Here is a 20,269-nt window from a genome sequence, read left to right as displayed (position 1 = left end):
CGATACCTCATCTGCGCGCCTGCCGCGTAGAATCAACTTTGTGCTTCGCAAGTACACAGGGCACGCTTCATATGGACAACACATGCTCAAATTGTTGAGCAATGTGCTCAATGATCAAGCTGACGAGGGGTGCCCGCTTGAACACCGTGAACAGTGGCCGGACCGTCGACGCCACCGACGCCCGGATCCTTCTCGCCCTGGCGGAAGAGCCGCGGGCCACGGTCCTGGCCCTGGCCCAGCGCCTGGAGCTGTCCCGCAACACCGTCCAGGCACGGCTGGCGAGACTGGAGCACGGCGGCGCCCTCGGCTCCGGCGAACGCTGGGTGCTGCCCAGCGCGCTGGGCTATCCGCTCACCGCCTTCGTGACCATGCAGGTGGACCAGCACCGGCTCGCCGAGGTGTCCGACGCCCTCGCGGCCATCCCGGAGGTGGTCGAGGTCGTCGGTCTCAGCGGCGGGACGGACCTGCTCGCCCGGGTGGTCGCCGCCGACGCCGAGGACCTCTACCGGATCGCCGGGCAGATCCTCGCCAGCCCCGGCGTGGAGCGCACCAACACCGCTCTCGCGATGCGGGAGTTGGTGCCGCACCGGCTCACGCCGCTGCTGCAGCGGGTCGCCGGGGTCGAGCCCTCCCGCCGCCCGGCGGGGAACCGGCACCCGGCACGCTGACCGCTCGCGCGGCGGCGCCTGCCGCGGCGTTCCGGACGACCCGGCGAGTCGTCCGGCCCGGCGAGCCCCGGCCGGAGGACGGCCTGTGCTCAGGCCGCCCGGTCCGGGCCGTCCGGGGGCGACCCGGCCGGCTCGGGCGGCTCGGGTTCGACCGCGCCGGGTGCGACCAGGCCGATCCGGCCGCCCACCGCGAGCTGCCCGGAATTGACGGGCGACGACAGCCGCCTCGGAGAAGCCGGTGCGCCGGACCATTGTCGGCGCACCCCGCCCAGAGCATTCATGACCGCCTCGATTCACGGCTGTTGCACACGATCGGACAATGGCAGGGCGCGGCAGTTTCCGGGTGTCCGCGCACGGTCCCGAAACCGGACCGAAAGGAAGGTCGACGGCTCCGGAACCGGCCGGGGGCGTAACGGCGATCGCCACCCGGCTGCACGCACCCGCTGAGGGTGAATGCGCCGCGCCCTGCGTGGCAGCCACTGTAAGCGGTCACTGTTATAACAGCAAGGGAAGTGCGGCGCCCGACCATACGGACCAGGCCGGAAGGCATCCGGGGCCGAGCCGGGTCATCCGGCTCCACCGCAGGTCGGAGCAGGTTCGGGCAGGGGCGGAGGGTACGGCCGTATGGCGCCCGCCACATCCCCCTCACCGAAAACCGCACCACAGACGGTCAGCTCCCCCGTCCCGGCCGGGGGTTCCGAATCCGCACCCCCGTCAATACGACGTCAATTCGACGGGGACCGTCCGGATGCCTGCCGCAGGATCCGCTCCGGCCTGAGCACAATGCACACTCCCCGAAAGCCCGGAGGCCCGGGATTGCGCATACTGCGCGAATTCTTCGCGGGTGCTTGTGCGGGCCGCGGCGCGGTGCTGTTCTCGTCCGCAACGACTTTCCTTCCCTGCGACACGCAACCGGCCACCACCGGGTGGCACCGGAACCGTTCCGCACCGGGAGGGTGAGCTCCCGTCAGGGAGGGACCGGCCGCACCGCCCGCACCACCGCGGGCCGCGCCGGCTCCCCGCCGACCGGGCCCGGTCGTGCACACCACCGCACACCACCGCACGCCACGGCCCGCGCCTGCCGCCGCACCGCCGCGAAGGCGCTCAGCCCACCAGGAAACCATCGCCATGTACACCGAATGCACCTGCCAGTGCGCCCCCTCCGGGCACGACCACCTCCTCGTCTGCGCCCACACGGCCTTCCCGGGCCCGGACGCCCCCGTGGACCCCCTCTCCGCGCTCCCCGTCTGCGCCCCGTGCTCCGACGCCCGGCAGGGCCGGGCACGCCCGCGGGGTGCGGTCCCACCCGTACGGCCGGGGCTCGACGGCCCCGCCACGTCGAGGCCGTTCCCGCCCGCGCCGCCGCCCGCACCTCCGGTGACGGAGGCTCAGCACCTGCTCGCCCGGCTCCGGACGGCCCTCGGGCCGGGCACCCCGCCGCGGTGGCAGCCGACCACTCCGTGCCCGGTGCCGCAGCGGCCGCCGGGCCGCCCCGCCTCCACCGCTTCGATGACATGAAGGGTTCCATGGACAAGACGATCATCCACGCCGACCTGGCGGTCGCCGACATCCGCGACGGCGCCACCCTGGCCGTGGGCGGGTTCGGGCTGTGCGGCATACCGTCCGCCCTGATCTCCGCCCTGCACCGGTGCGGCACCACCCGCCTGGGCGTGGTCTCCAACAACTGCGGCACCGACGGGCACGGCCTGGGCGTGCTGCTCGCCGCCGGGCGGATCGCCCGGATCACCGGCTCCTACGTCGGCGAGAACAAGGAGTTCGCCCGGCAGTACCTCACGGGCGAGGTGGAGGTGGAGCTCGTGCCCCAGGGCACCCTGGCGGAGCGGCTGCGGGCCGGCGGCTGCGGCATCCCCGCCTTCTACACGCCCGCCGGCGTGGGCACCCAGGTCGCGGAGGGCGGCATCCCCTGGCGTCACGACGCCTCCGGCGGTGTCGTCGTCACCTCTCCCCGCAAGGAGGTGCGGGCCTTCGACGGCCTCGACCACGTGCTGGAGCACGGCATCACCACCGACTTCGCGCTGGTCCGGGCGGCCCGGGGCGACCGGCACGGCAACCTCGTCTTCGACAGGTCCGCCCGCAACTTCAACCCGCTCGCCGCGATGGCCGGCCGCATCACGATCGCCGAGGTCGAGGAACTCGTCGAACCCGGCGAACTCGACCCCGACGAGATCCACGTGCCGGGCGTCTTCGTCCAGCGGGTCGTTCCCCTCACCTCCCGGCAGGCCGCCGACAAGCAGATCGAACGGCGCACGGTCTCCGTGCCCGCGACCCGAGGGACGGTGGACTGATGGCCTGGACCCGCGACGAGATGGCCGCACGGGCGGCGGCGGAGCTGCACGACGGCGCCTACGTCAACCTCGGCATCGGCCTGCCGACCCTCGTGCCGAACCACGTGCCCGCCGGCGTGCAGGTGGTGCTGCAGTCGGAGAACGGCATCCTCGGCGTCGGCCCGTACCCGGCCGAGGACGAGGTCGACCCCGACCTCGTCAACGCCGGCAAGGAGACCGTCACCGTGCTGCCCGGCGCGGCCTTCTTCGACTCCGCGCTCTCCTTCGGCATGATCCGCGGCGGCCACATCGACACCGCGATCCTCGGCGCCATGCAGGTCTCCGCCACCGGCGACCTCGCCAACTGGATGATCCCCGGAAAGATGGTCAAGGGCATGGGCGGCGCCATGGACCTCGTCCACGGCGCCCGCCGCGTCATCGTCCTGACGGAGCACACCGCCAAGGACGGCACCCCCAAGATCCTCCGGGAGTGCACCCTCCCCCTCACCGGCCGGGCCTGCGTCCACCGCATCATCACCGACCTCGCCGTCCTCGACGTCGGGACCGACGGACTCACCCTGGTGGAGACCGCCCCCGGCGTCACCCCCGAAGAGGTCATCGCCCGCACCGACGCCCCGGTGACCGTCCGGTCGTAGGCGCGGCGGGCGGCGCTTCCGACGACGCGACCCGGTGCCGGCGGCACCGGGTCGCGCGGCATGCCGTCCGGCACCCCGGCCGGGCGGATCGGCGGGGCGGATCCGCCGGTGGGACGGGCCGGGAAGGACGGGCCGGGAAGTGGCACCTGGCGGGCCCGTTCCCGGAGGGGGCGGGTCAGTCGGCCGAGGTCTCCAGCTCCGCCCAGATGGTCTTTCCCGACCTCCCGTACCTGCTGCCCCAGCGGCTGCTCATCTGGGCGACGAGGAAGAGCCCGCGGCCTCCCTCGTCGCCGAGGGAGGCGCGGCGCAGCCGGGGCTGGGAGTTGCTCGGGTCGTTGACCTCGCAGACCAGCACGGAGTCGTGGATGAGCCGGAGGCCGATCGGGCCGCCCGCGTAGCGGATCGCGTTGGTGACCAGCTCGCTCACGATCAGCTCGACGGCGAAGTCGAGATCGCCGATCCCCCATTCGCGGACCTTGCCGCCGGCCACGGCCCTGGCGTCGGCGACCGTGGCGGGATCCGCCGGGAACTCCCACTCGGCGATGGCGTCGACGCGCAGCGGCCGGATGCGGGCGAGCAGCAGGGCGGTGTCGTCGGCCGCCGGGAGGCCCGCCTGTTCGGTGGTCAGGAGGTGGCCGGCCGTCTCCAGGGGGCATCCCGACCGGTGGAGTTCGGTGACGCGGTCGGCGAGGCGGCCCACGGCCACGTCGATTCCCTCGGCGGGGCGGCCGAGGAGGCCGTCGGTGTAGAGGGCGAGCCAGCTGCCGGGGCGCAGGTGGACGGTGGACGTCTCGAAGGGCAGGCCGCCCACGCCCAGGGGCGGGCCGGGCCGTACGCGGACGGGCCGGGCGGTGCCGTCGGGTTCGGCGACGATGGGTGGCGGGTGCCCTGCGCTGGCGACGGTGCACCGCTGGGTGACGGGGTCGTACAGCGCGACCAGGCACGTGGCGCCCACGGTGTCGCGTTCGGCCGGGCCGGCTTCGGCGGCGAGCCGGGTGACCAGTTCGTCGAGCCGGGTGAGCAGTTCGTCCGGGGCAAGTTCGAGGTCGGCCAGGGTCTGGACGGCGGTGCGCAGCCGTCCCATGGTGGCTGCCGCGTGCAGTCCGTGTCCGACCACGTCCCCGACGATCATGGCCACCCGCAGGGAGGGCAGCGGGATCACGTCGAACCAGTCGCCGCCGATCTCCGCGCCGTCGGCCGCGGGCAGGTACCGGCCGACGGCCTCCACGACCGGGGTGTGCGTGGTGGAGGCGGGCAGCAGGCGGCGCTGCAGGGCGACGGCGGCGCGGTGTTCGCGGGTGTAGCGGCGGGCGTTGTCGATGCTGAGCGAGGCGTGTGCGGCGATCTCGGTGAGCAGGTCCGCGTCCTGCGGGTCGAAGGGTTCGTCGCGGTCGATGCGCCAGGCGCCGATCATGCCGAGGACCAGCCCGCGGGCGAACAGCGGGGCGACGGCCATGTAGCGGCCGCCCTCGGGGATGAGCAGTCTGCCCAGCGCGCCCTCGCCGACGGCCTGTTCGAGGGTGGCGCGGTCGGCGACGAACGTGCGCCCTTCGTGGAGGATCCGGACCATGGTCCGGTCCGGGAGCTCGGGGAAGGCGTTCCCGGGTTCGAGGAGGCCGGCCGGCCAGCCGCCCTCCGCCCGGGCCGCCATCCGGTGCAGGTGGAGGTCGCCGCCGACGAACCCCTTGGGCGGCTCGTCGCCGACCAGGACGGCCTCGGCGAGGTCGACGGCGGCGAGGTCCGCGAAGTCGGGCACGAGGACGTCGACGATGTCCTGGGCGGTGCGTCTCACGTCCAGCGAGGGGCCGATCCGGATGGCGGCCTGGTGCCGCAGCCGCAGCCGCCGGCCGGCGAGCCACTCGGAGGTCGCGTCCGTCAGCAGGACCGTGACGCCCGTGGGGTGACCGCGGCGGTCGGTGGTGCGCAGCGCCGTCACCGAGAACGACCACTCGCGTGCCGGGTCGGTCAGGCTGCGTACGTGCTGGGCCCGGTCCACGATCGGCACGCCGGTCTCCAGCACGGCGCGCAGTCCGGCTTCCGTGGCGACGGCGTCCGGGACCGCCATCACGTCCGCCGGTGTGCTGCCCAGTGGCAGGGACCACCGGACGGGAGAGGTGAGGTTGGTGCGTGCGACGGACAGGTCGGTGTTCCGGAGGACGACGCCGACGCGCTGCTGTTCGAACAGGGCGCGCACGAGCGCCGCTCCCTGTTCGAACTCCTCCGCACGGTCGGCGGGGACGGCGAGCAGCAGCCGGTGCGCGGTCCCGTCCAGCGGCAGCAGGCGGCACCGGACGGCGACGGCGTGTCCGCGGGCGTGGCGCAGCAGCACCGTGGTTCCGGGCGGGAGCGCCGCCAGGTCGGCGTCCGGCTCCGCCGGGTCGGCGAGCAGGCCGGAGACGGGTCGGCCGCAGACCTCCTCGGCGGGCCGTCCCAGCAGGTCCGCGGCGGCCTCGGACCACTCCCTGACCGTGCCGTGACCGTCGATCAGGGCGGCCGCCACATCCGTCAGGGCGTCGTCGCCCCGGTCGGGGCCGCCGTCGTCGTGACCGTCGGAGGTTTCCACGCTGGCCCTCACCAACCGCTCGGGGCACCTACCGTCAATGTACGCCTTCGTGTCGTTCCGCAGGCGTCACCGACGGGCCTCCCCGGTGCGCGGGGCGGGCCCCCGGGCGGCTCCGCCCGGCCCCGCGGACGGCGCGCGGGGCCGGGCCGGCGCGGCTACTCGGCGTCCAGCCAGCTCCAGACGGCGGCGTAGAAGGCGGCGAGCTCCTCGGGACGGTCGTCGCCGAGTTCGTCGTGGCCGGGGGTGCGGCCCTCCCGGGCGATGTTCCACGCGAGCACCGCGTAGCTGGACCGGTACCCGGTGAGGTCCTCGGGGGGGATCACGATGCTCTGGCCCGGCACCGACGGGGTGAGGGTGGCGTATTCGTAGACGGCGTCCAGGGAGAGGATGCCCCAGACGTCGGCCCGTCGTTCCAGGCGGTAGTTCAGACGGGTGTGGGAGACGAGGTCGCCCGGTACGCCGTCGATCTCCACCTGGAACCGCATGGCGACGGACGCCTCGACGTAGGCCCTGGTGCCGCGGACGTGGACGACCGGCGCGGACATGTGGTGCAGGGCCACGGCTCCGCGCCGGGCCATCGCCGCGGAGCCCGCCACGAAGCCGGATCCGTCGCCGTTGTACCAGCTGAGGTGGACCGTGGAGTCCGGCCAGTACAGGGCGGCCATCTGCTCCCACCAGCCGCGGTCGCGCCCCTGGCGCTCGGCCAGGACGACCTGGGTGACGAGCGCGACGTCGCCGCCGCTCCCGGCGGGGTTCGCCCCCCGTGCACCGACGCCGATGTCTGTCGTTCCCATGCGATCCTCCTGCTGCCGGCGGGGCGCCCGTCGTTCGCCGGGCGCGGTGCGGCGGGTCGGGAGGTGTCCGGTCCTCCCCGCCTGCCGCCTGTCGTCAACTGTGCTCCTCGCTGCCGGACACGGGGAGGAGCGTCGGGCGCCGTCCGGCGCCGTCGGGGTCGGTTCAGTGGCCCGTCGGCCGCAGCTTCCCGGTCAGCCGGGCCAGCTCGCCGAGCATGAGGGCGGCGGCGTTGTCCAGGATCGCGTCCGGGGTGACCCCGCCCTCGGCGGTGAGCCTGTCCCAGGCGAACGGGATGTTGACCGCCTCCAGCACGGGCACCATCCGCAGCGTGGTCACGACCTGCTTGAGCTGCTGGACCGCCCGGACGCCCGCGCCGACGCCGCCGTAGCTGACGAAGCCGACCGCCTTGTCCGCCCACTCCTGGCACAGGTAGTCCAGGGCGTTCTTCGTGACGGCGCTGTAGCCGTAGTTGTACTCGGGGGTCACCAGCACGAAGGCGTCGGCGCGGTCGACGATCGCGCTCCAGTCCTTGGTGTGCTGGTGGACGTACTGCCGGAGCCTGGGGTGGTTCGGCTCGTCCAGGAGCGGCAGGCCCACCTCGGCGAGGTCGACGACCTCGACCTCGAAGCCCGCGTGCTTCTCGGCCGCCTCGGCGAACCACGCGGCGAAGGCCGGGGCGATCCGGTTGGGCCGCGTGCTTCCGACGTGGATCTGCAGGAGGGGACGTGCGGTGGTCGACATGCTGTTCCTCACGGTTTGACTGTCGGGTGGGAGGGATCGTCCGTCGGTCGCGTCCGCACGGGCCGCGCCGCGATGTGCCCGGAGGCGTCCGGCCGTGCCCCGGGCTGCCGCTGCGGCGGGTGTGCGGGCGGCGGGCCGGCGGTGCCGGAAGGCGGCCGCGGCCGCCCGCCGGGGTCGCGGGGGCGGGGTCCCGCCCGGTGGCGCCCGGGCCGGGAGTGGGCCGGAACGGGAGGGTGAGGGCGGCGGACGTCGTGGAGAGTTCCACTCTCGGACCGTACAAGTGTTATATCATATGACGGAGATGGTGCGGTCGCACCACCCCCGCCCGGCGGGCACCGTCGGCGCTACCCTGGTCATCACGTTGAGCGCGAAAGCAGGAACACTGATGAAGCCCCCCGTCCAGCCGATCGAGACCCGGTCGGTCCCGGATCTGGTGACCGCCGAACTGCGGCGCTCGATCGTCTCGGGAGACCTCGCACCCGGCGAGACGTTCTCGCTTCGCAAGATCGCCGCCATGCTCGACGTCAGCTTCATCCCGGTACGGGAGGCCCTGCGCAACCTGGAGGGCGAGGGCCTCGTGATCACCCGGCCCGGCCGCAGCGCCTGCGTGGCACCGCTCGACCTCGACGACCTCCAGGGGATCTACCGGATCCGCCGCAACCTCGAACCCGAGCTCGCCGGCCGCTCCTGCCTGTTGATCTCCGACGCCGAGCTGGACCGGCTCCAGACCCAAGTCGAGGACTTCGGGGATCCCCAGCACACCATCCAGACGGTCTACGACTCGCACCACGAGTTCCACGCCGCCCTGCTCGCACCGGCGGCCGGCACGTGGGAGATGCGGGTCCTGAACATGCTCTGGCGCGCCGCCGAACGCTACATCCGGATCGGCTTCGGCCGGATCGACCCCGCACCCGAGGACAAGCTGCGGCGCCGGCACGCCCACGAGGTCCTCCTCGAAGCGTTCCGCCGGCGCGATCCCGACGCCGCCGCGGAGGCCGTGCTGGTCCACCTCACCCGGAACGAGGAGACGGCGCTGCGCGCGCTCGCCGTCGTCACCGACGCGAAGGCGGCCGGGGGCTCCTGACGGACCGCCCGCCGCCGGCCCGCGGTCGGAGCGACCCGCCCGCGGGCCGTCCGGCGGCGGCCGGCGCGGGCCGACCCGCCGTCAGGCGTTCGCTGCCCCGAGCTCGCGCAGGACGTACGCGCGGAGCGTCGTCGGGGCGCGGCCCAGCAGCCAGGTCAGCACGTTCGGGTTGCCCGTGATGCCGTAGCGGCTGTAGTGCCCGAAGAGGCGGTACATGATGTCGTACGGGAACTCGGCCTCCGCCAGCCGCTGACGCTCGGGGCTCACCAGGTCGGCGAGCGCCTCGACCTCGGCGACGACCGGCCGGCCCGACAGCTCGGCGAGGACGCCGGCGATCTCGTGGCCGCTCACGTAGTCGGACCCGCACAGCTCGTACGTCGCGTAGTGGTGACCCGGATCCCCCACCACCTTCGCGGCCACCTCGGTGACGTCCTCCAGGTCGACGTGCGCGAGGCGGGAGTCGGCCGAGTGCGGCTTGCCGTACACGCCCGACGCGACGGTGCCGACGACGTCGATGTTCTGCAGGTAGTGCATCGGCTGCAGGATCGTGAACGGGATCGGCGACTCGATCACGGCCCGCTCCACCGCCAGCTTGGCCTGGTGGTTCAGGAGCGCCTCGATCTGCGGGTGCACCACCGAGAACTGCACGAAGTGCCGCACGTCGTGACGCCGCGCCTCCGCGACGACCGCACGACCGATGTCGGCCTCACGGTGGTGGAACAGCGGACCGATGTGAACCACCGACTCCACCCCCTCCATCGCCTTCCGCAGATCCGCCGGCTCCAGCAGGTCCGCCACCACCGACTCGGCCGCACCCAGCTCACGGACCTCGTGCACCGACGGCGCGATGTCCGCCGCCCGCACCTCCTTGCCCTCCCGCACCAACGCGCGAATCAGGCTGCGGCCGGTCCGGCCGCTTGCTGCAGTTACCAGGATCACGATGTCTCCAGACGATCGACTCAGGTCGAGCAGAAAATGAACGTGCTGCCGGCGGCCGTGGCGGGTCGTTCCTGCGCGGGGCACGGGACACCGGGCGCCCCTCTCCCGCACCCGCGCCCCGCGACCGCCACGGCTGCTCCGGCTGCTCCGGCGGTGACCCGCCGTGCGGGGCCTAGATCATGGGGGTGATCCGCTCCTCGGAGCCGACGAGCGCCTTGCCGTAGATCTCGTAGCAGACCATCGGCAGGATGCCCGCATGGCGCGAGGCCACCTCGGAGTCCCGCCAGATCCGCTGCAGCGGGTTGGCCTCGGCGAAGCTGCCCGAGCCGTGCGCGTAGAGCAGGACGTCGATCGCCTTCACGACGTTCTCGATCGCGTAGCCGATGTCCGCCCGGATCCGTGCCCGGTCGAGGAATTCGAGCTTGCCGCCCTCGGCCGCGGCCGTGTCGAGGTCGTCGGTCACCCGGTGGGCGTGGAAGTGGGCGGTGTCGAGCAGCATGGTCGCCTGCGCCAGCTGGATCTGGAACGCCACCGAGTCTGCCTGCCGCGCGTAGACGGTGTTGGCGACGCCCTTGGTGGCCGCCTTCTCCTTCACGATCTCCAGCGCGGCCCGGCCCAGACCGAGCTGCGGCCCGACCATGCCCACGGCGAAGAACGGCCCGAGCGGCGAGCGGTAGAGGAGTTCCTCGGTGTACTCCGTCGGGAAGTTGCCCTCGATCGCCGGGCCGACGGACATCAGCCGGTGCTCCGGGACGAACACGTCGGTGGCGATGAGGCAGTTGGATCCCGAGGCGCGCATGCCGGCGACGAACCAGGTCTCCTGAAGGTCGAGGTCGCTCCGCGGGACCAGGGCCATCGCCATGTCGACGACCTCGCCGGCGTCGTTGGTGACGGGCACGCTGAGCACGGCCCAGTCGGCGTGCCAGGAGCCGGAGTTGTAGAACCACTTGCCGGTGACCCGGAAGCCCCCGGTCACCTTCGTCGACTCGACGAGCGGCGAGAAGACACCCGACACGAGCGCCCCGGGGTTCGCCGCCCAGACGTCGTCCTGGGCCTGCGCGGGGAAACAGCCGGCCAGCCACGCGCCCGAGTTGAGCAGCGAGACCACCCATGCCGTGCCGCCGTCCGCCTCGCCCACGGCGGCGGAGACGTCGACCAGGGTGCGCATCGAGGTCTCGAACCCGCCGTAGCGCTTCGGCTGGAGGAGCTTGAACAGCCCGGCCTTCTGGAGCGCCTGGATGCTCTCCTCCACCACGCGGCGGTCCTGCTCGCCCTGCGCCGAGTTCGCGCGCAGCAGCGGCCGGAGTTCCCTGGCACGGGCGACGAGGGCGGCCGCGTCGAGGTCGCCGGTGAGGGTGTGTGTGTCAAACGACGTGGTCATGCGTTGTCCCTCGAAGTTCGGTGCGCCGCGAGGGCGCGTGGTGTCTGCGGACGTGCGGGTGGCCGGTCGGCGGTGGCGCCCGGTCCCGCGCTCCTCGCTCCGGGTCGATCCCTGGTCACGGCGTCGTCCGTACGACGGCGACGGCCGGGATCACCCGGTCATTCCAGTGTGTACCGCTCCGCGGAACGGGGCGGTGGGCCCGGCGGGGCAGCCGCCGGGCCGCCAGCCGCTGTTCAGGCCGTGGCGGCCGCGGCGGCGAGTTCCCGCGCCACGTACGCGCGGAGCGTCGTCGGGGGGCGGCCGAGCAGCCAGCCCAGCACGTTCGGGTTGCCGGTGATGCCGTACCGGCTGTAGTGGCCCCACAGCCGGTACATCACGTCGTACGGGAACTCGTCCTCCTGGTGCTGCCGGCGCTCGCTGCTCGCGAAGTCGCCGATCGCCTGGAGCTCGGTCGTGATGGTGCGACCGGCGACCTCGCCGATGGCGGCCGCGATCTCGTGGCCGTTCACGTAGTCGGACCCGCACAGTTCGTAGGTGGCGTGGTGGTGGGACGGGTCGCCGACGACCTTCGCGGCCACCTCGGTGACGTCTTCGATGTCGACCTGCGCCAGCCGGGTGTCGTGGGAGAACGGCTTGCGGTGGACCCCCGACCGGACGGTCTCGACGACGTTGATGTTCTGCAGGTAGTGCATCGGCTGCAGGATCGTGAACGGGATCGGCGACTCGACCACCGCGCGCTCCACCGCCAGCTTGGCCTGGTGGTTCAGCAGCGCCTCGATCTGCGGGTGCACCACCGAGAACTGCACGAAGTGCCGCACGTCGTGACGCCGCGCCTCCGCCACCACGGCACGGCCGATGTCGGCCTCACGGTGGTGGAACAGCGGACCGATGTGGACGACCGACTCGACGCCCTCCATCGCCTTGCGCAGATCGGCCGGCTCCAGGAGATCGGCCACCACGGACTCGGCCGCTCCGAGCTCACGGACCTCGTGCACCGAGGGCGCGATGTCCGCCGCCCGCACCTCCTTGCCCTCGCGCACCAGCGCGCGGACCAGACTGCGGCCGGTGCGGCCGCCGGCCGCTGTTACCAGGATCATGGGGACCTCCGGATTGCCTGGCCCGCCCGTGACCGGGCGGGCCAGCAGGAATGCTGGGTTCTTGCACGTGCCGTCCGGTCGCCACCGGGGACGGGCCCGGCCGACGAACGGCGGAAGTGCCTGTCAGTAGGCGACCGTGAACCGCGCGCGGCGGTGGACGGGACGCTCGATCTCGTCGACGAAGGCCGTGGCGAAGTCCGCCCCGGAGATCTCCGAGCGGCCCTGCTCGTCGGTGAGCATGACCTCGCCGCCGACCCGGAACGTCCCCGTCGCCTCGCCGGGCGCGTAGTGCCCGAAGCCCCGGGGCGGGCTCAGCACGAACCAGTCGAGGCCCGGGTCGCTGCCGCGGAGTGCCTGCAGGACGGTGTCGCCGATGCGCGCGTAGCCCCGGAACTGCTCGGGGAACTCCGGCGCCTCGTAGACCACCGGGCCGTCCGCCGTGAGCAGCAGGGATCCGGCCCCGCCGACGACGCCGAGGCGGGCGCCCCGGCTGCGGGCGAGCTCGGCGATCTCCGCGTTCAGCTCCACGAAGCCGTCCTGGAGCTCCCCGCTCGGCGCCAGCGCGACGACGATCACCTCCGCGCCCGCCGTCGCGCGTTCGAGATCGGCCCGGCTCTGCGCGGACCCGGTGACGGAGACGACCCCGTCGATCGCCTCGTCGGCCGCCTTGCGGCTGAAGGCGACGACCTCGTGTCCGCGCGCGGCTGCCTCGCGGACGATGGCGCTGCCGGCGTAGCCGGTGCCGCCGAGAACGGTGATGCGGGCCATGAGGACTCCCAACTGATCTGCGCCGGGGCGTCTCCCCGACGTGCACTGCACTGCCGCGGCACCCGGAGGTAACCGGTGTGCCGGCCCCGCGTCCGGCTCAGCTGCCCTCTGCTGCCGAGGCCGCGAGCGCCCCTGCCGTGATCGCCGCGTAGGCCTCCCGGACGGCCGGGACGAGCGCCCTGGCGGCCTCGGGGTCGGACTGCTCGGCCCGGAGCTTGAGGATCTCCCCGGAGCGACGGTCGGCGGGCACGTCGGCGGTGCGCGCCGTGATCAGGACGTGGAAGTGCGGGAAGGCCTCCCCGAACATCAGCATGTACGTGGCCTCGGCCCCGGTGGCCCGGGTGACGGCCTCGACCAGGTCCCTGGCGCGCCGGCCGAAGGTCTCCTGCTCCTCCTCGCTCAGGCCGGTGATCCGCTCCGCGTGGCGGCGGGCGCGCAGGAAGAACCACCCGGGGACGTCGTAGCCGGGGACGATCTCGCCGGCCCAGAGCTCGTCGCGGAAGACCACATGGGACTCCTCGGAATTCTCGAGTCCGCAGATCTGGCAGTTCGGTTCCATGGGTACATCCATTCGCTTCGGGGTCGTACGGGGGACGGTCGTAAGGGGGACGGTCGGACGCGCGGCTCGATCGGGGACGGGGCTGCCGTCAGCTGCCGGCGACGAAGCGCGTGCGGATCGATCCGATGCCCTCGATGCCGGTGACGAGCTCGTCGCCCGGCCGGATCAGCACCTTGGGGTCGCGCGCGAAGCCGATGCCGGAGGGCGTGCCGGTGAAGATGACGTCGCCGGGCGCCAGGGGCACGGTCGCGGAGAGCCGCGCGATGATCTCGGCGACCGGGAAGATCATGAGCTTCGTGCGGGACTGCTGCATCGACGCGCCGTTCAGGGTGCAGCCGATCGCGAGGTCGTCCGGGTTCTCGAACTCGTCGACGGAGACGAGGGCGGGCCCCATCGGCGCGAAGCCGGGGAAGGACTTGCCCATGCTGAACTGCGGCGTCGGCGGACGGAGTTGCAGCTCCCGCTCGGAGAGGTCCTGCCCCACGGTCAGCCCGGCGACGTGGTCCCAGGCCTGGGAGGCGTCGATCCGGTGGGCGTGTCGGCCCATGACGATCACGAGCTCGGCCTCGAAGTCGACCGAGCCACGGGGCAGTTCGACCTCGGCGAACGGGCCGGTGATCGAGGAGCGGAACTTCGCGAAGACCACCATGGCGTCGGTGGAGGCGTCGAGTCCGGCCTCCTCCGCGTGGTCGAGGTAGTTGAGCCCGATCGCGAAGACCTGCCCGGGGCGCGGGGCCGGCGAGCCCAACTGCGCCTCGTCCAGGGGCTTCACCGGCGCGTCGTCCGCTTCGGCCGCCCAGGCGGTGAACTCCGGCCACCGGTCGTAGACCGCGTGGACGTCCGGCGGGAACAGGCCGCCGCTCGCCTCGGCGATGTCGACGACTCCGTCGCCGACGAGCAGGCCCGGCCTGCCCGCCACGTTGACGATCCGCATAGGTCACTCCTCATCTCGGCGCTCTCCGGGACAGCCCCGGGAGACACCGATCGGCCGCCACAACAGCGGACTTCAATATATGTGATAACACTTGGTCTTTGGCAAGCCCGGTGCTCCGTGGATCCGGTTCGGCACCGGGCCGCCCGGCCCCGGCGGTGCCGGGGCCGGGGAAGGCCGTCTCAGTCGGCCATCGGGTGCGGGAGCTCGGGGCTCGTCCTGAGCGCCCACTCCCGGGTCTGCAGCTCGGCGGCCGCCACGCCGGCCCGGCGCGCCTCCACCATCAGCTCGGGCCTGTACCGCACGCCGATCGGATCGGCGTCGTACTCCGGGCCCTCCATGTAGGCGGTGGCCTCGTCCGCCGTGGCGAAGTTGTCGACCTGCATCTCCACGTGGTTGCCGTCGGGGTCCTCGTAGTACAGCGACGTCGTGACCCCGTGCTGGACGGGCTTCCACGGCTCGATGCCCTTGGCCAGGAGCTCCTGGTAGCGGTCGAGCAGCTCGTCGAGCGAGTCGAAGGTGTACGCGACGTGGTTCACGATCGCCGCCTTCGGCGACTTGCGCTCCAGGCCGGGGATGTGGGCGAGGGCGATGCGGTGGTGCTCGTCGTCGAAGGTCAGGAAGGTCAGGCCGTGACCCTCGTAGACGACGTGGGCGCCCAGCAGCGCGCAGTACCACTCGCGCATCACGTCGGGTTGGGACGTCTGGAACACGACGTGGGCGAACCTGGGGGTGGAGGTCATGCTCGTGTCTCCTCTGCGGGGTGGTGGGCGGTCGGGCCGGTGGCACGGGCGCCCCCGCGGGGGCGCCCGGCCGCGTCACCCCGCGATGGCGTCGAGTTCGGCGACGGCGTCGTCGGGCAGGTCGAGCCCGGCACCGGCGACGTTCTCGCGCAGGTGCCCGATCGAGGAGGTGCCCGGGATCAGCAGGATGTTGGGCGAGCGCCGCAGGAGCCACGCCAGCGCGACGGCCTTGGGGGTCGATCCCAGGCGGGCCGCGACGTCGTCGAGCACCCCGGACTGCACCGGGGAGAACCCGCCGAGCGGGAAGTAGGGCACGTAGGCGATGCCCTGCTCCGCGAGACCGTCGATCAGGGCGTCGTCGCCGCGGTTCGCGATGTTGTACATGTTCTGCACGCACACGACGGGCGCGATGGTCCGGGCCTCGGCGACCTGCTCGGCACTCACGGTGCTGAGCCCGAGGTGCCTGATCAGGCCCTGCTGCTGCAGCTCGGCGAGGACGGTGAAGGGCTTGGCCACCGACTCGGCCGGCCCGCCCATGCGGAGGTTCACGACGTCGAGGGCGTCCAGGCCCAGGTTGGTCAGGTTGTCCTGGACGGCCTGGCGCAGCTGGGCCGGCTCGGCGGCCTGCGGCCAGCCGCCCGCCGCGTCGCGGGCGAATCCGACCTTGGTGACGACGTGGAGGTCGCCGGGGTACGGGTGGAGGGCCTCGCGGAGGATGCCGTTGGTGACGTGCGGACCGTAGTAGTCGCTGGTGTCGATGTGCGTGATGCCGAGTTCGACGACCTCGCGGACGACGGCGACCGCGGCGGCCCGGTCGGCGGGGGGCCCGAACGCCCCCGGGCCGGTGAGCTGCATGGCGCCGTAGCCCATCCGGGTGACGGTGAGGTCGCCGCCGAGGACGTAGGTGCCTCCGGGGACGGTGTGCGGCATGTCGGGTGCTCCTGGTGTTCCTGGGGTGGATGCTGGCTGCGTGGCGGCGCCGGCTCGTGCGGCGCCGCTCCCGCGCGGTCCCGTGTCGGGCCGTGGAGTGCGACCGGTGGTCAGTTCGCCCCCCACAGCTGCGCGTAGGTCTTCCGGAACGAGCCGTCGGTGAACCACGCCCCGCTCTTGAAGTCGTCGACGCTCCGGCCGTTCACGGAGTTGATGTTGCTCTTGTTGAAGATGCGCCGCGGGATGGTGTAGGCGGTCTGCTCCGGGATCTCCGTCCCCGCCATCATGCGCAGCAGGCGGTCGGTGTTGTTCCACGCCACGAGTGCCGGGTCGACGGCGACGTCCGCCAGCTGGGTCCCGTTCGCGAGCCGCTGCATCGCCGTGACGTCCGACCCGTAGCCGACCAGCTTCAGCTTGTCGGCCCGGCCGGAGAGCTGCATGCCCTGGATGGCGGGCGGGCTGGCCGGCTGGTCGTAGCTCACGAAGACGTAGTCGATCTCCGGGTGCGAGTTGAGCGCGACGCTGACGGTGGTCGGGACCTTCTGGACGGCGGTGCTCTCCCAGGCCGCCGTGGTCACCTTGCAGCCGGGGCACTGGGTCTTGAACTCGTCGAGGACCGCGTCGGACGACCTCTTCGTGGTGCTGGTCGACGTGGTGTTCACGAAGAGCACGTTCGCGTCGCCGCCCGAGTCGGCGATGATCGCGTCCGCCATCAGCCGGGCCCCGACGTCCTGGCCGTTGTCCGTGGTGACGACCTTGCCCGCGAGCGCCGGGGGCAGCGGGTCGGAGACGTCGGAGGCGACGACCGGGATGCCGGCGTCGGCCGCCGCCGTGTAGGCGTTCCTGGCCAGGGCGAACGGGAGCGAGTCCGTGATGATGCCGGCCGACTTGGCCGCGACGGCCTGGTTGAGGCACTGGGTCGCCACGGTGGGCTGCGCCTGGGCGTCGCAGACCTGGACCTTCATGCCGAGCAGGGCGGCGGCCGCGGTGATCTGTTCGAGCTGGGCCTGGAAGTACGTCGCCTTCAGGGTGATGGGGACGTAGGCGATGGTGCCGCCCCTGAACTTGTCGAGGCCGGTGATCTCACCGCCCGGAGCCTTGAACGAGTCGAGGACCCGCACGTGGCTCTCGACCGCTGCCGTGGCGAGCTCGACGCCCTTGGCGTTCGTCACGCCGCCGTCGGACCCGCCGGAGGTGGCCGAGCTGCCGCAGGCGCTCAGGCCGGCGGCCGTGAGGGCGGCGACCGCGACGGCGGTCCAGGTGGTGCGGGCCGGTCTGCGGCCTGCGCTCGACGATCCGGTGTTCAGCATGGTTCTCATTCGGTTCCCTCGGTTCACGGGTGGGTGATGACCGCCACCGCGGCACGGTGGCTGCCGGCCGTACTGGTCAGGAGTGCCGCCTGTCCCGACGGAACAGGGTGGAGAGGACGATGGCGATGATGAGTGCCGAGCCGTAGAAGACGTCGCTGATCCAGCCCGCGAAGCCGAGCAGCTGGAGCCCGACGATGCCGGTCGCCAGGAAGTAGATGGCGATCATGCTGCCGGCGGGGTTGAACCTGCCGGGCTGGATGACGGCCGTGCCGAGGAACGTCGCCGACAGGGCGGGGAGGAGGTAGGAGGAGGCGCTCGCCGGGTCGAAGCCGCCGACGGTGCCGACGAGCAGCACGCCGCCGACGCCGCAGAGCAGCGAGGACGAGATGTACGCGCCGACCCGGATCCGGTTGACCCGCACCATGGCGAGCCGTGCGACGTTGCGGTTGGAGCCGACGAACAGCATGTGGCGGCCGAGCGGGGTGGACGTCATCACGTAGGTGAAGACGGCGGCCACCGCGAGTCCGTAGAAGAAGCTGACCGGCAGGCCGAGCACCTTCGTCGCGGCGACCTTGTAGAGCGACGGGCTGTCGAGGAAGACGCTGCCGCCGTTGGAGATCCGCGAGGACACGCCGGTGAGGAGGGTGGCCACGCCCAGTGTCGTCACGATCGGGTTGATGCCGATCTTGATGATGAGCAGCGCGTTGAAGGCGCCGACCCCCACCGCGACCGCCACGGCCACGATCGCCGCGAGCCACACGTTCAGGCCCTGCTCGCTGACGAGCACGGCGACCAGGGTCGCGGAGAGCCCGGCGACCGCCGCCACCGAGAAGTCGAACTCCCCCACCGAGAAGGCGCAGAGGGCACCGAGGGCGATGAACACCAGGGCCTGCTGGGAGCCGAAGATCGTCTGGAGCGTACCGGTGGTGGGGAACTGGTCGGGGGCGAGCAGTCCGAACACGATGAACAGGGCGATCCAGACGAGGATCAGGCTGCCCCGGCGCGACAGGTCCGCCGCCGCCGTCTTCCGCCGGCGGCCCGGGGGGGCCGGTGCGGGCCCCTCCCCCCGGCCGGGGTCGGCGGCCGGCGTGCGCCGCACGTGGGTGGTGGAAGTGGCGCTCTCGTTCGGTGTCATGGTGGTGTCTCCTTGGTCGTGCGCAGCCGGCGGGTGAACCGGGTCAGGCATAGGTGGCCCTGGTGATCGCTTCGGCGGTGACGTCGTCACCCAGCTCCAGGTGGTCCCGGCCGGCGCGCAGGACGATCACCCGGTCGCACACGGCCGCGAGGTCCTGCACCTCGATCGAGCAGATCACGACGGCCTTGCCCTCGTTGGCGGCTCCGCGGAGGGCCCGCAGGATGTCGAGGCGGGCGCCGACGTCGACGGCCTGCGTCGGCTCGCAGGCCATCAGGACCTGTGGCGCGTTCAGGAGCCACTTGGAGATCAGGAGCTTCTGCTGGTTGCCGCCGCTGAAGGAGCCGACCGGGGCGTTCGGCAGCGCCGGCCTGATGCCGAAGGACTCGACCGCGGCCCTGAACTCCTTCTGCTGCCAGCCGCGGCCGAGGAAGAGGCGGCCCCGTCCGGTCACGCGGGGGAGGGTCACGTTCGCCATCGCGCTCACCTCGGCGGCGAGTCCGTCCTCCATGCGGTTCTGGGGGATGACGGCGAGCCCGGCCTCGTGGAGGGCCTCGCGGTTCGTGACCGGCAGGGCGAACTCCCGGCCGCCGACCCTGAGCCGGCCGCCGCAGGCGCGGCTGTTCCCGCCGATGATGTCGGCGATCTCGTCCAGACCGCAGTCGCCGGCGCCGGTGATGCCGACGACCTCGCCGCCGTGCACCCGCATGTCGAGCGCGCGGAGGGTCCTGCCGGAGACGCCTGCGACGTCGAGGGCGATGTCGGGCTTGACGGCGTGGGGGTCGACGACGGCCCCGATGCGGCCGCTCGCCAGCTCGCGGCCCAGGATCAGCCGGCTCAGCTCGGCCTCGCTGAGGTCCGTGACGGGAACGCCTTCGGCGACCGCCCGGCCGTCTCGGAGCACGGTCACCCGGTCGGCGAGGCTCATCACCTCGTCGAGGCGGTGGCTGACGATCAGGATCCCGGTGCCGGAGCGCGCGATGGTGCGCAGGATGTCGTAGAACTCGGGCAGGGTCTCGCGCGGCAGCGACTGGGTGGACTCGTCGAACACGATGCAGCCGGTGCCGGGGTGACGGCCCTGGACGGCTCGTGCGATCGCGACGACCGCCCGCTGCCCCGCGGGCAGCGACCCCATCCGGGCGTCCATGGGGATCGACGCGTTGAGTCGCGCGAAGGACTCCTCCGCGAGGCGGCGTTCCTGGTCCCAGGCGATGTTCCGGAGGACGCGGCCGGGCCTGTACTGGCCCACGCGCACGTTCTCCACGACGGTCAGGTCGTCGACCAGGCCGAGGTCCTGGTGGACGAACGCGAGGTTGTGCTCCCGGAGGTCGGCCGGGCGGACGGGGGTGGAGAGGGCCTGGCCCCCTACGCGGATCTGCCCGGCGTCGGCGGTGTGGACACCGGAGAGGATCTTGATCAGGGTGGACTTCCCCGATCCGTTCTGGCCCACCAGGGCGTGGATCTCGCCCGGTGCGACGGTCAGGTCGACGTCGCTGAGGACGGTCGCGCGCCCGAAGCGTTTCGTGAGGCCCCTGATCTCCACCGCCTCGCGGCCGCGCGAGCCCTTCGGGTGGGGCGCCGCGCCGGTCGATCCGCGGCTCCAGGCGTCGTCGCCGACTCGGGCGGGTTCTCGACGGACCTGTGCCTTTCTGCTCCGCATCAGTTCTCCTGCCTCCGGGTCAGCACT

Annotated in this window: 18 protein-coding genes; 4 read left to right on the top strand and 14 right to left on the bottom strand. The window is 72.6% G+C overall.

Annotated elements, in window-relative coordinates; all coding sequences use genetic code 11:
* Positions 1-146 precede the first annotated feature (146 nt).
* The 3 genes from OG335_RS37120 (at position 147) to OG335_RS37110 (ending at position 3,609) form a co-directional block, all read left to right on the top strand.
* Positions 147-668, top strand: coding sequence for an Lrp/AsnC family transcriptional regulator (locus OG335_RS37120; protein ID WP_405015295.1), 522 nt, complete (start codon positions 147-149; stop codon positions 666-668).
* 1,526 nt (positions 669-2,194) lie between these two features.
* Complete coding sequence (locus tag OG335_RS37115) at positions 2,195-2,974, top strand: CoA transferase subunit A (RefSeq protein WP_405009473.1); 780 nt, start codon at positions 2,195-2,197, stop codon at positions 2,972-2,974.
* A complete protein-coding gene (locus OG335_RS37110; protein ID WP_405009474.1) occupies positions 2,974-3,609 on the top strand; it encodes a CoA transferase subunit B in 636 nt (211 codons plus the stop codon). The genes OG335_RS37115 and OG335_RS37110 overlap by 1 nt, the downstream gene beginning before the upstream one ends.
* A gap of 175 nt (positions 3,610-3,784) precedes the next feature.
* On the opposite strand, the gene OG335_RS37105 is transcribed toward OG335_RS37110, so the two are convergent.
* From OG335_RS37105 to OG335_RS37095, 3 genes are all read right to left on the bottom strand, one after another.
* Complete coding sequence (locus OG335_RS37105; RefSeq protein ID WP_405015296.1) at positions 3,785-6,109, bottom strand: SpoIIE family protein phosphatase; 2,325 nt, start codon at positions 6,107-6,109, stop codon at positions 3,785-3,787.
* Positions 6,110-6,327: 218 nt separating this feature from the next.
* Positions 6,328-6,966, bottom strand: coding sequence for a nuclear transport factor 2 family protein (locus OG335_RS37100; RefSeq protein WP_405009475.1), 639 nt, complete (start codon positions 6,964-6,966; stop codon positions 6,328-6,330).
* Positions 6,967-7,129: 163 nt separating this feature from the next.
* Entirely contained in the window at positions 7,130-7,708 is a 579-nt protein-coding gene (locus OG335_RS37095; protein WP_405009476.1) for an NADPH-dependent FMN reductase, read from the bottom strand.
* Positions 7,709-8,093: 385 nt separating this feature from the next.
* On the opposite strand from OG335_RS37095, the gene OG335_RS37090 reads away from it, so the two are divergent.
* A complete protein-coding gene (locus OG335_RS37090; RefSeq protein ID WP_405009477.1) occupies positions 8,094-8,792 on the top strand; it encodes a GntR family transcriptional regulator in 699 nt (232 codons plus the stop codon).
* Between the two features lie 81 nt (positions 8,793-8,873).
* Here the strand turns inward: OG335_RS37090 and OG335_RS37085 are convergent, their stop codons facing one another.
* The 11 genes from OG335_RS37085 to OG335_RS37035 all read right to left on the bottom strand — a co-directional run bounded on the left by OG335_RS37085 (position 8,874) and on the right by OG335_RS37035 (position 20,242).
* On the bottom strand, positions 8,874-9,731 hold the full coding sequence (locus OG335_RS37085) for an SDR family oxidoreductase (RefSeq protein WP_405009478.1): 858 nt from the start codon (positions 9,729-9,731) through the stop codon (positions 8,874-8,876).
* Between the two features lie 172 nt (positions 9,732-9,903).
* The gene (locus tag OG335_RS37080) at positions 9,904-11,112 is read right to left on the bottom strand and encodes an acyl-CoA dehydrogenase family protein (protein WP_405009479.1); all 1,209 of its coding nucleotides are present in this window, start codon (positions 11,110-11,112) and stop codon (positions 9,904-9,906) included.
* A gap of 233 nt (positions 11,113-11,345) precedes the next feature.
* Complete coding sequence (locus OG335_RS37075) at positions 11,346-12,209, bottom strand: SDR family oxidoreductase (protein WP_405009480.1); 864 nt, start codon at positions 12,207-12,209, stop codon at positions 11,346-11,348.
* A 123-nt stretch (positions 12,210-12,332) separates the two neighbouring features.
* Positions 12,333-12,977 (bottom strand): NAD(P)-dependent oxidoreductase, encoded by a 645-nt coding sequence (locus tag OG335_RS37070; RefSeq protein WP_405009481.1) that lies wholly within the window; start codon positions 12,975-12,977, stop codon positions 12,333-12,335.
* Positions 12,978-13,074: 97 nt separating this feature from the next.
* On the bottom strand, positions 13,075-13,536 hold the full coding sequence (locus OG335_RS37065) for a hypothetical protein (protein WP_405009482.1): 462 nt from the start codon (positions 13,534-13,536) through the stop codon (positions 13,075-13,077).
* Between the two features lie 88 nt (positions 13,537-13,624).
* The gene (locus tag OG335_RS37060) at positions 13,625-14,470 is read right to left on the bottom strand and encodes a fumarylacetoacetate hydrolase family protein (protein ID WP_405009483.1); all 846 of its coding nucleotides are present in this window, start codon (positions 14,468-14,470) and stop codon (positions 13,625-13,627) included.
* 179 nt (positions 14,471-14,649) lie between these two features.
* Complete coding sequence (locus tag OG335_RS37055) at positions 14,650-15,210, bottom strand: VOC family protein (RefSeq protein ID WP_405009484.1); 561 nt, start codon at positions 15,208-15,210, stop codon at positions 14,650-14,652.
* A gap of 75 nt (positions 15,211-15,285) precedes the next feature.
* On the bottom strand, positions 15,286-16,140 hold the full coding sequence (locus OG335_RS37050; protein WP_405009485.1) for an oxidoreductase: 855 nt from the start codon (positions 16,138-16,140) through the stop codon (positions 15,286-15,288).
* 110 nt (positions 16,141-16,250) lie between these two features.
* Positions 16,251-17,459, bottom strand: coding sequence for a sugar ABC transporter substrate-binding protein (locus OG335_RS37045; protein WP_405009486.1), 1,209 nt, complete (start codon positions 17,457-17,459; stop codon positions 16,251-16,253).
* Positions 17,460-17,526: 67 nt separating this feature from the next.
* Positions 17,527-18,585: an ABC transporter permease gene (locus OG335_RS37040; RefSeq protein WP_405009487.1), complete on the bottom strand. Its 1,059-nt coding sequence runs from the start codon at positions 18,583-18,585 to the stop codon at positions 17,527-17,529.
* Positions 18,586-18,628: 43 nt separating this feature from the next.
* Positions 18,629-20,242, bottom strand: a complete 1,614-nt coding sequence (locus OG335_RS37035; protein WP_405009488.1) for a sugar ABC transporter ATP-binding protein — start codon at positions 20,240-20,242, stop codon at positions 18,629-18,631.
* Positions 20,243-20,269: the final 27 nt, after the last annotated feature.

It is taken from the genome of Kitasatospora sp. NBC_01539, from assembly GCF_045040525.1.
Taxonomy (GTDB): domain Bacteria; phylum Actinomycetota; class Actinomycetes; order Streptomycetales; family Streptomycetaceae; genus Kitasatospora.
This window is presented reverse-complemented; position numbering and strand designations above follow the sequence as displayed.

What these genes read in the sequence shown, in the direction of transcription:
- OG335_RS37115 (WP_405009473.1), top strand. Translation starts at nt 2,195, where the DNA reads ATGGACAAGACGATCATCCACGCCGACCTGGCGGTCGCCGACATCCGC.
- OG335_RS37110 (WP_405009474.1), top strand. Translation starts at nt 2,974, where the DNA reads ATGGCCTGGACCCGCGACGAGATGGCCGCACGGGCGGCGGCGGAGCTG.
- OG335_RS37100 (WP_405009475.1), bottom strand. Translation starts at nt 6,966, where the DNA reads ATGGGAACGACAGACATCGGCGTCGGTGCACGGGGGGCGAACCCCGCC.
- OG335_RS37095 (WP_405009476.1), bottom strand. Translation starts at nt 7,708, where the DNA reads ATGTCGACCACCGCACGTCCCCTCCTGCAGATCCACGTCGGAAGCACG.
- OG335_RS37090 (WP_405009477.1), top strand. Translation starts at nt 8,094, where the DNA reads ATGAAGCCCCCCGTCCAGCCGATCGAGACCCGGTCGGTCCCGGATCTG.
- OG335_RS37080 (WP_405009479.1), bottom strand. Translation starts at nt 11,112, where the DNA reads ATGACCACGTCGTTTGACACACACACCCTCACCGGCGACCTCGACGCG.
- OG335_RS37075 (WP_405009480.1), bottom strand. Translation starts at nt 12,209, where the DNA reads ATGATCCTGGTAACAGCGGCCGGCGGCCGCACCGGCCGCAGTCTGGTC.
- OG335_RS37070 (WP_405009481.1), bottom strand. Translation starts at nt 12,977, where the DNA reads ATGGCCCGCATCACCGTTCTCGGCGGCACCGGCTACGCCGGCAGCGCC.
- OG335_RS37065 (WP_405009482.1), bottom strand. Translation starts at nt 13,536, where the DNA reads ATGGAACCGAACTGCCAGATCTGCGGACTCGAGAATTCCGAGGAGTCC.
- OG335_RS37060 (WP_405009483.1), bottom strand. Translation starts at nt 14,470, where the DNA reads ATGCGGATCGTCAACGTGGCGGGCAGGCCGGGCCTGCTCGTCGGCGAC.
- OG335_RS37055 (WP_405009484.1), bottom strand. Translation starts at nt 15,210, where the DNA reads ATGACCTCCACCCCCAGGTTCGCCCACGTCGTGTTCCAGACGTCCCAA.
- OG335_RS37050 (WP_405009485.1), bottom strand. Translation starts at nt 16,140, where the DNA reads ATGCCGCACACCGTCCCCGGAGGCACCTACGTCCTCGGCGGCGACCTC.
- OG335_RS37045 (WP_405009486.1), bottom strand. Translation starts at nt 17,459, where the DNA reads ATGAGAACCATGCTGAACACCGGATCGTCGAGCGCAGGCCGCAGACCG.
- OG335_RS37040 (WP_405009487.1), bottom strand. Translation starts at nt 18,585, where the DNA reads ATGACACCGAACGAGAGCGCCACTTCCACCACCCACGTGCGGCGCACG.
- OG335_RS37035 (WP_405009488.1), bottom strand. Translation starts at nt 20,242, where the DNA reads ATGCGGAGCAGAAAGGCACAGGTCCGTCGAGAACCCGCCCGAGTCGGC.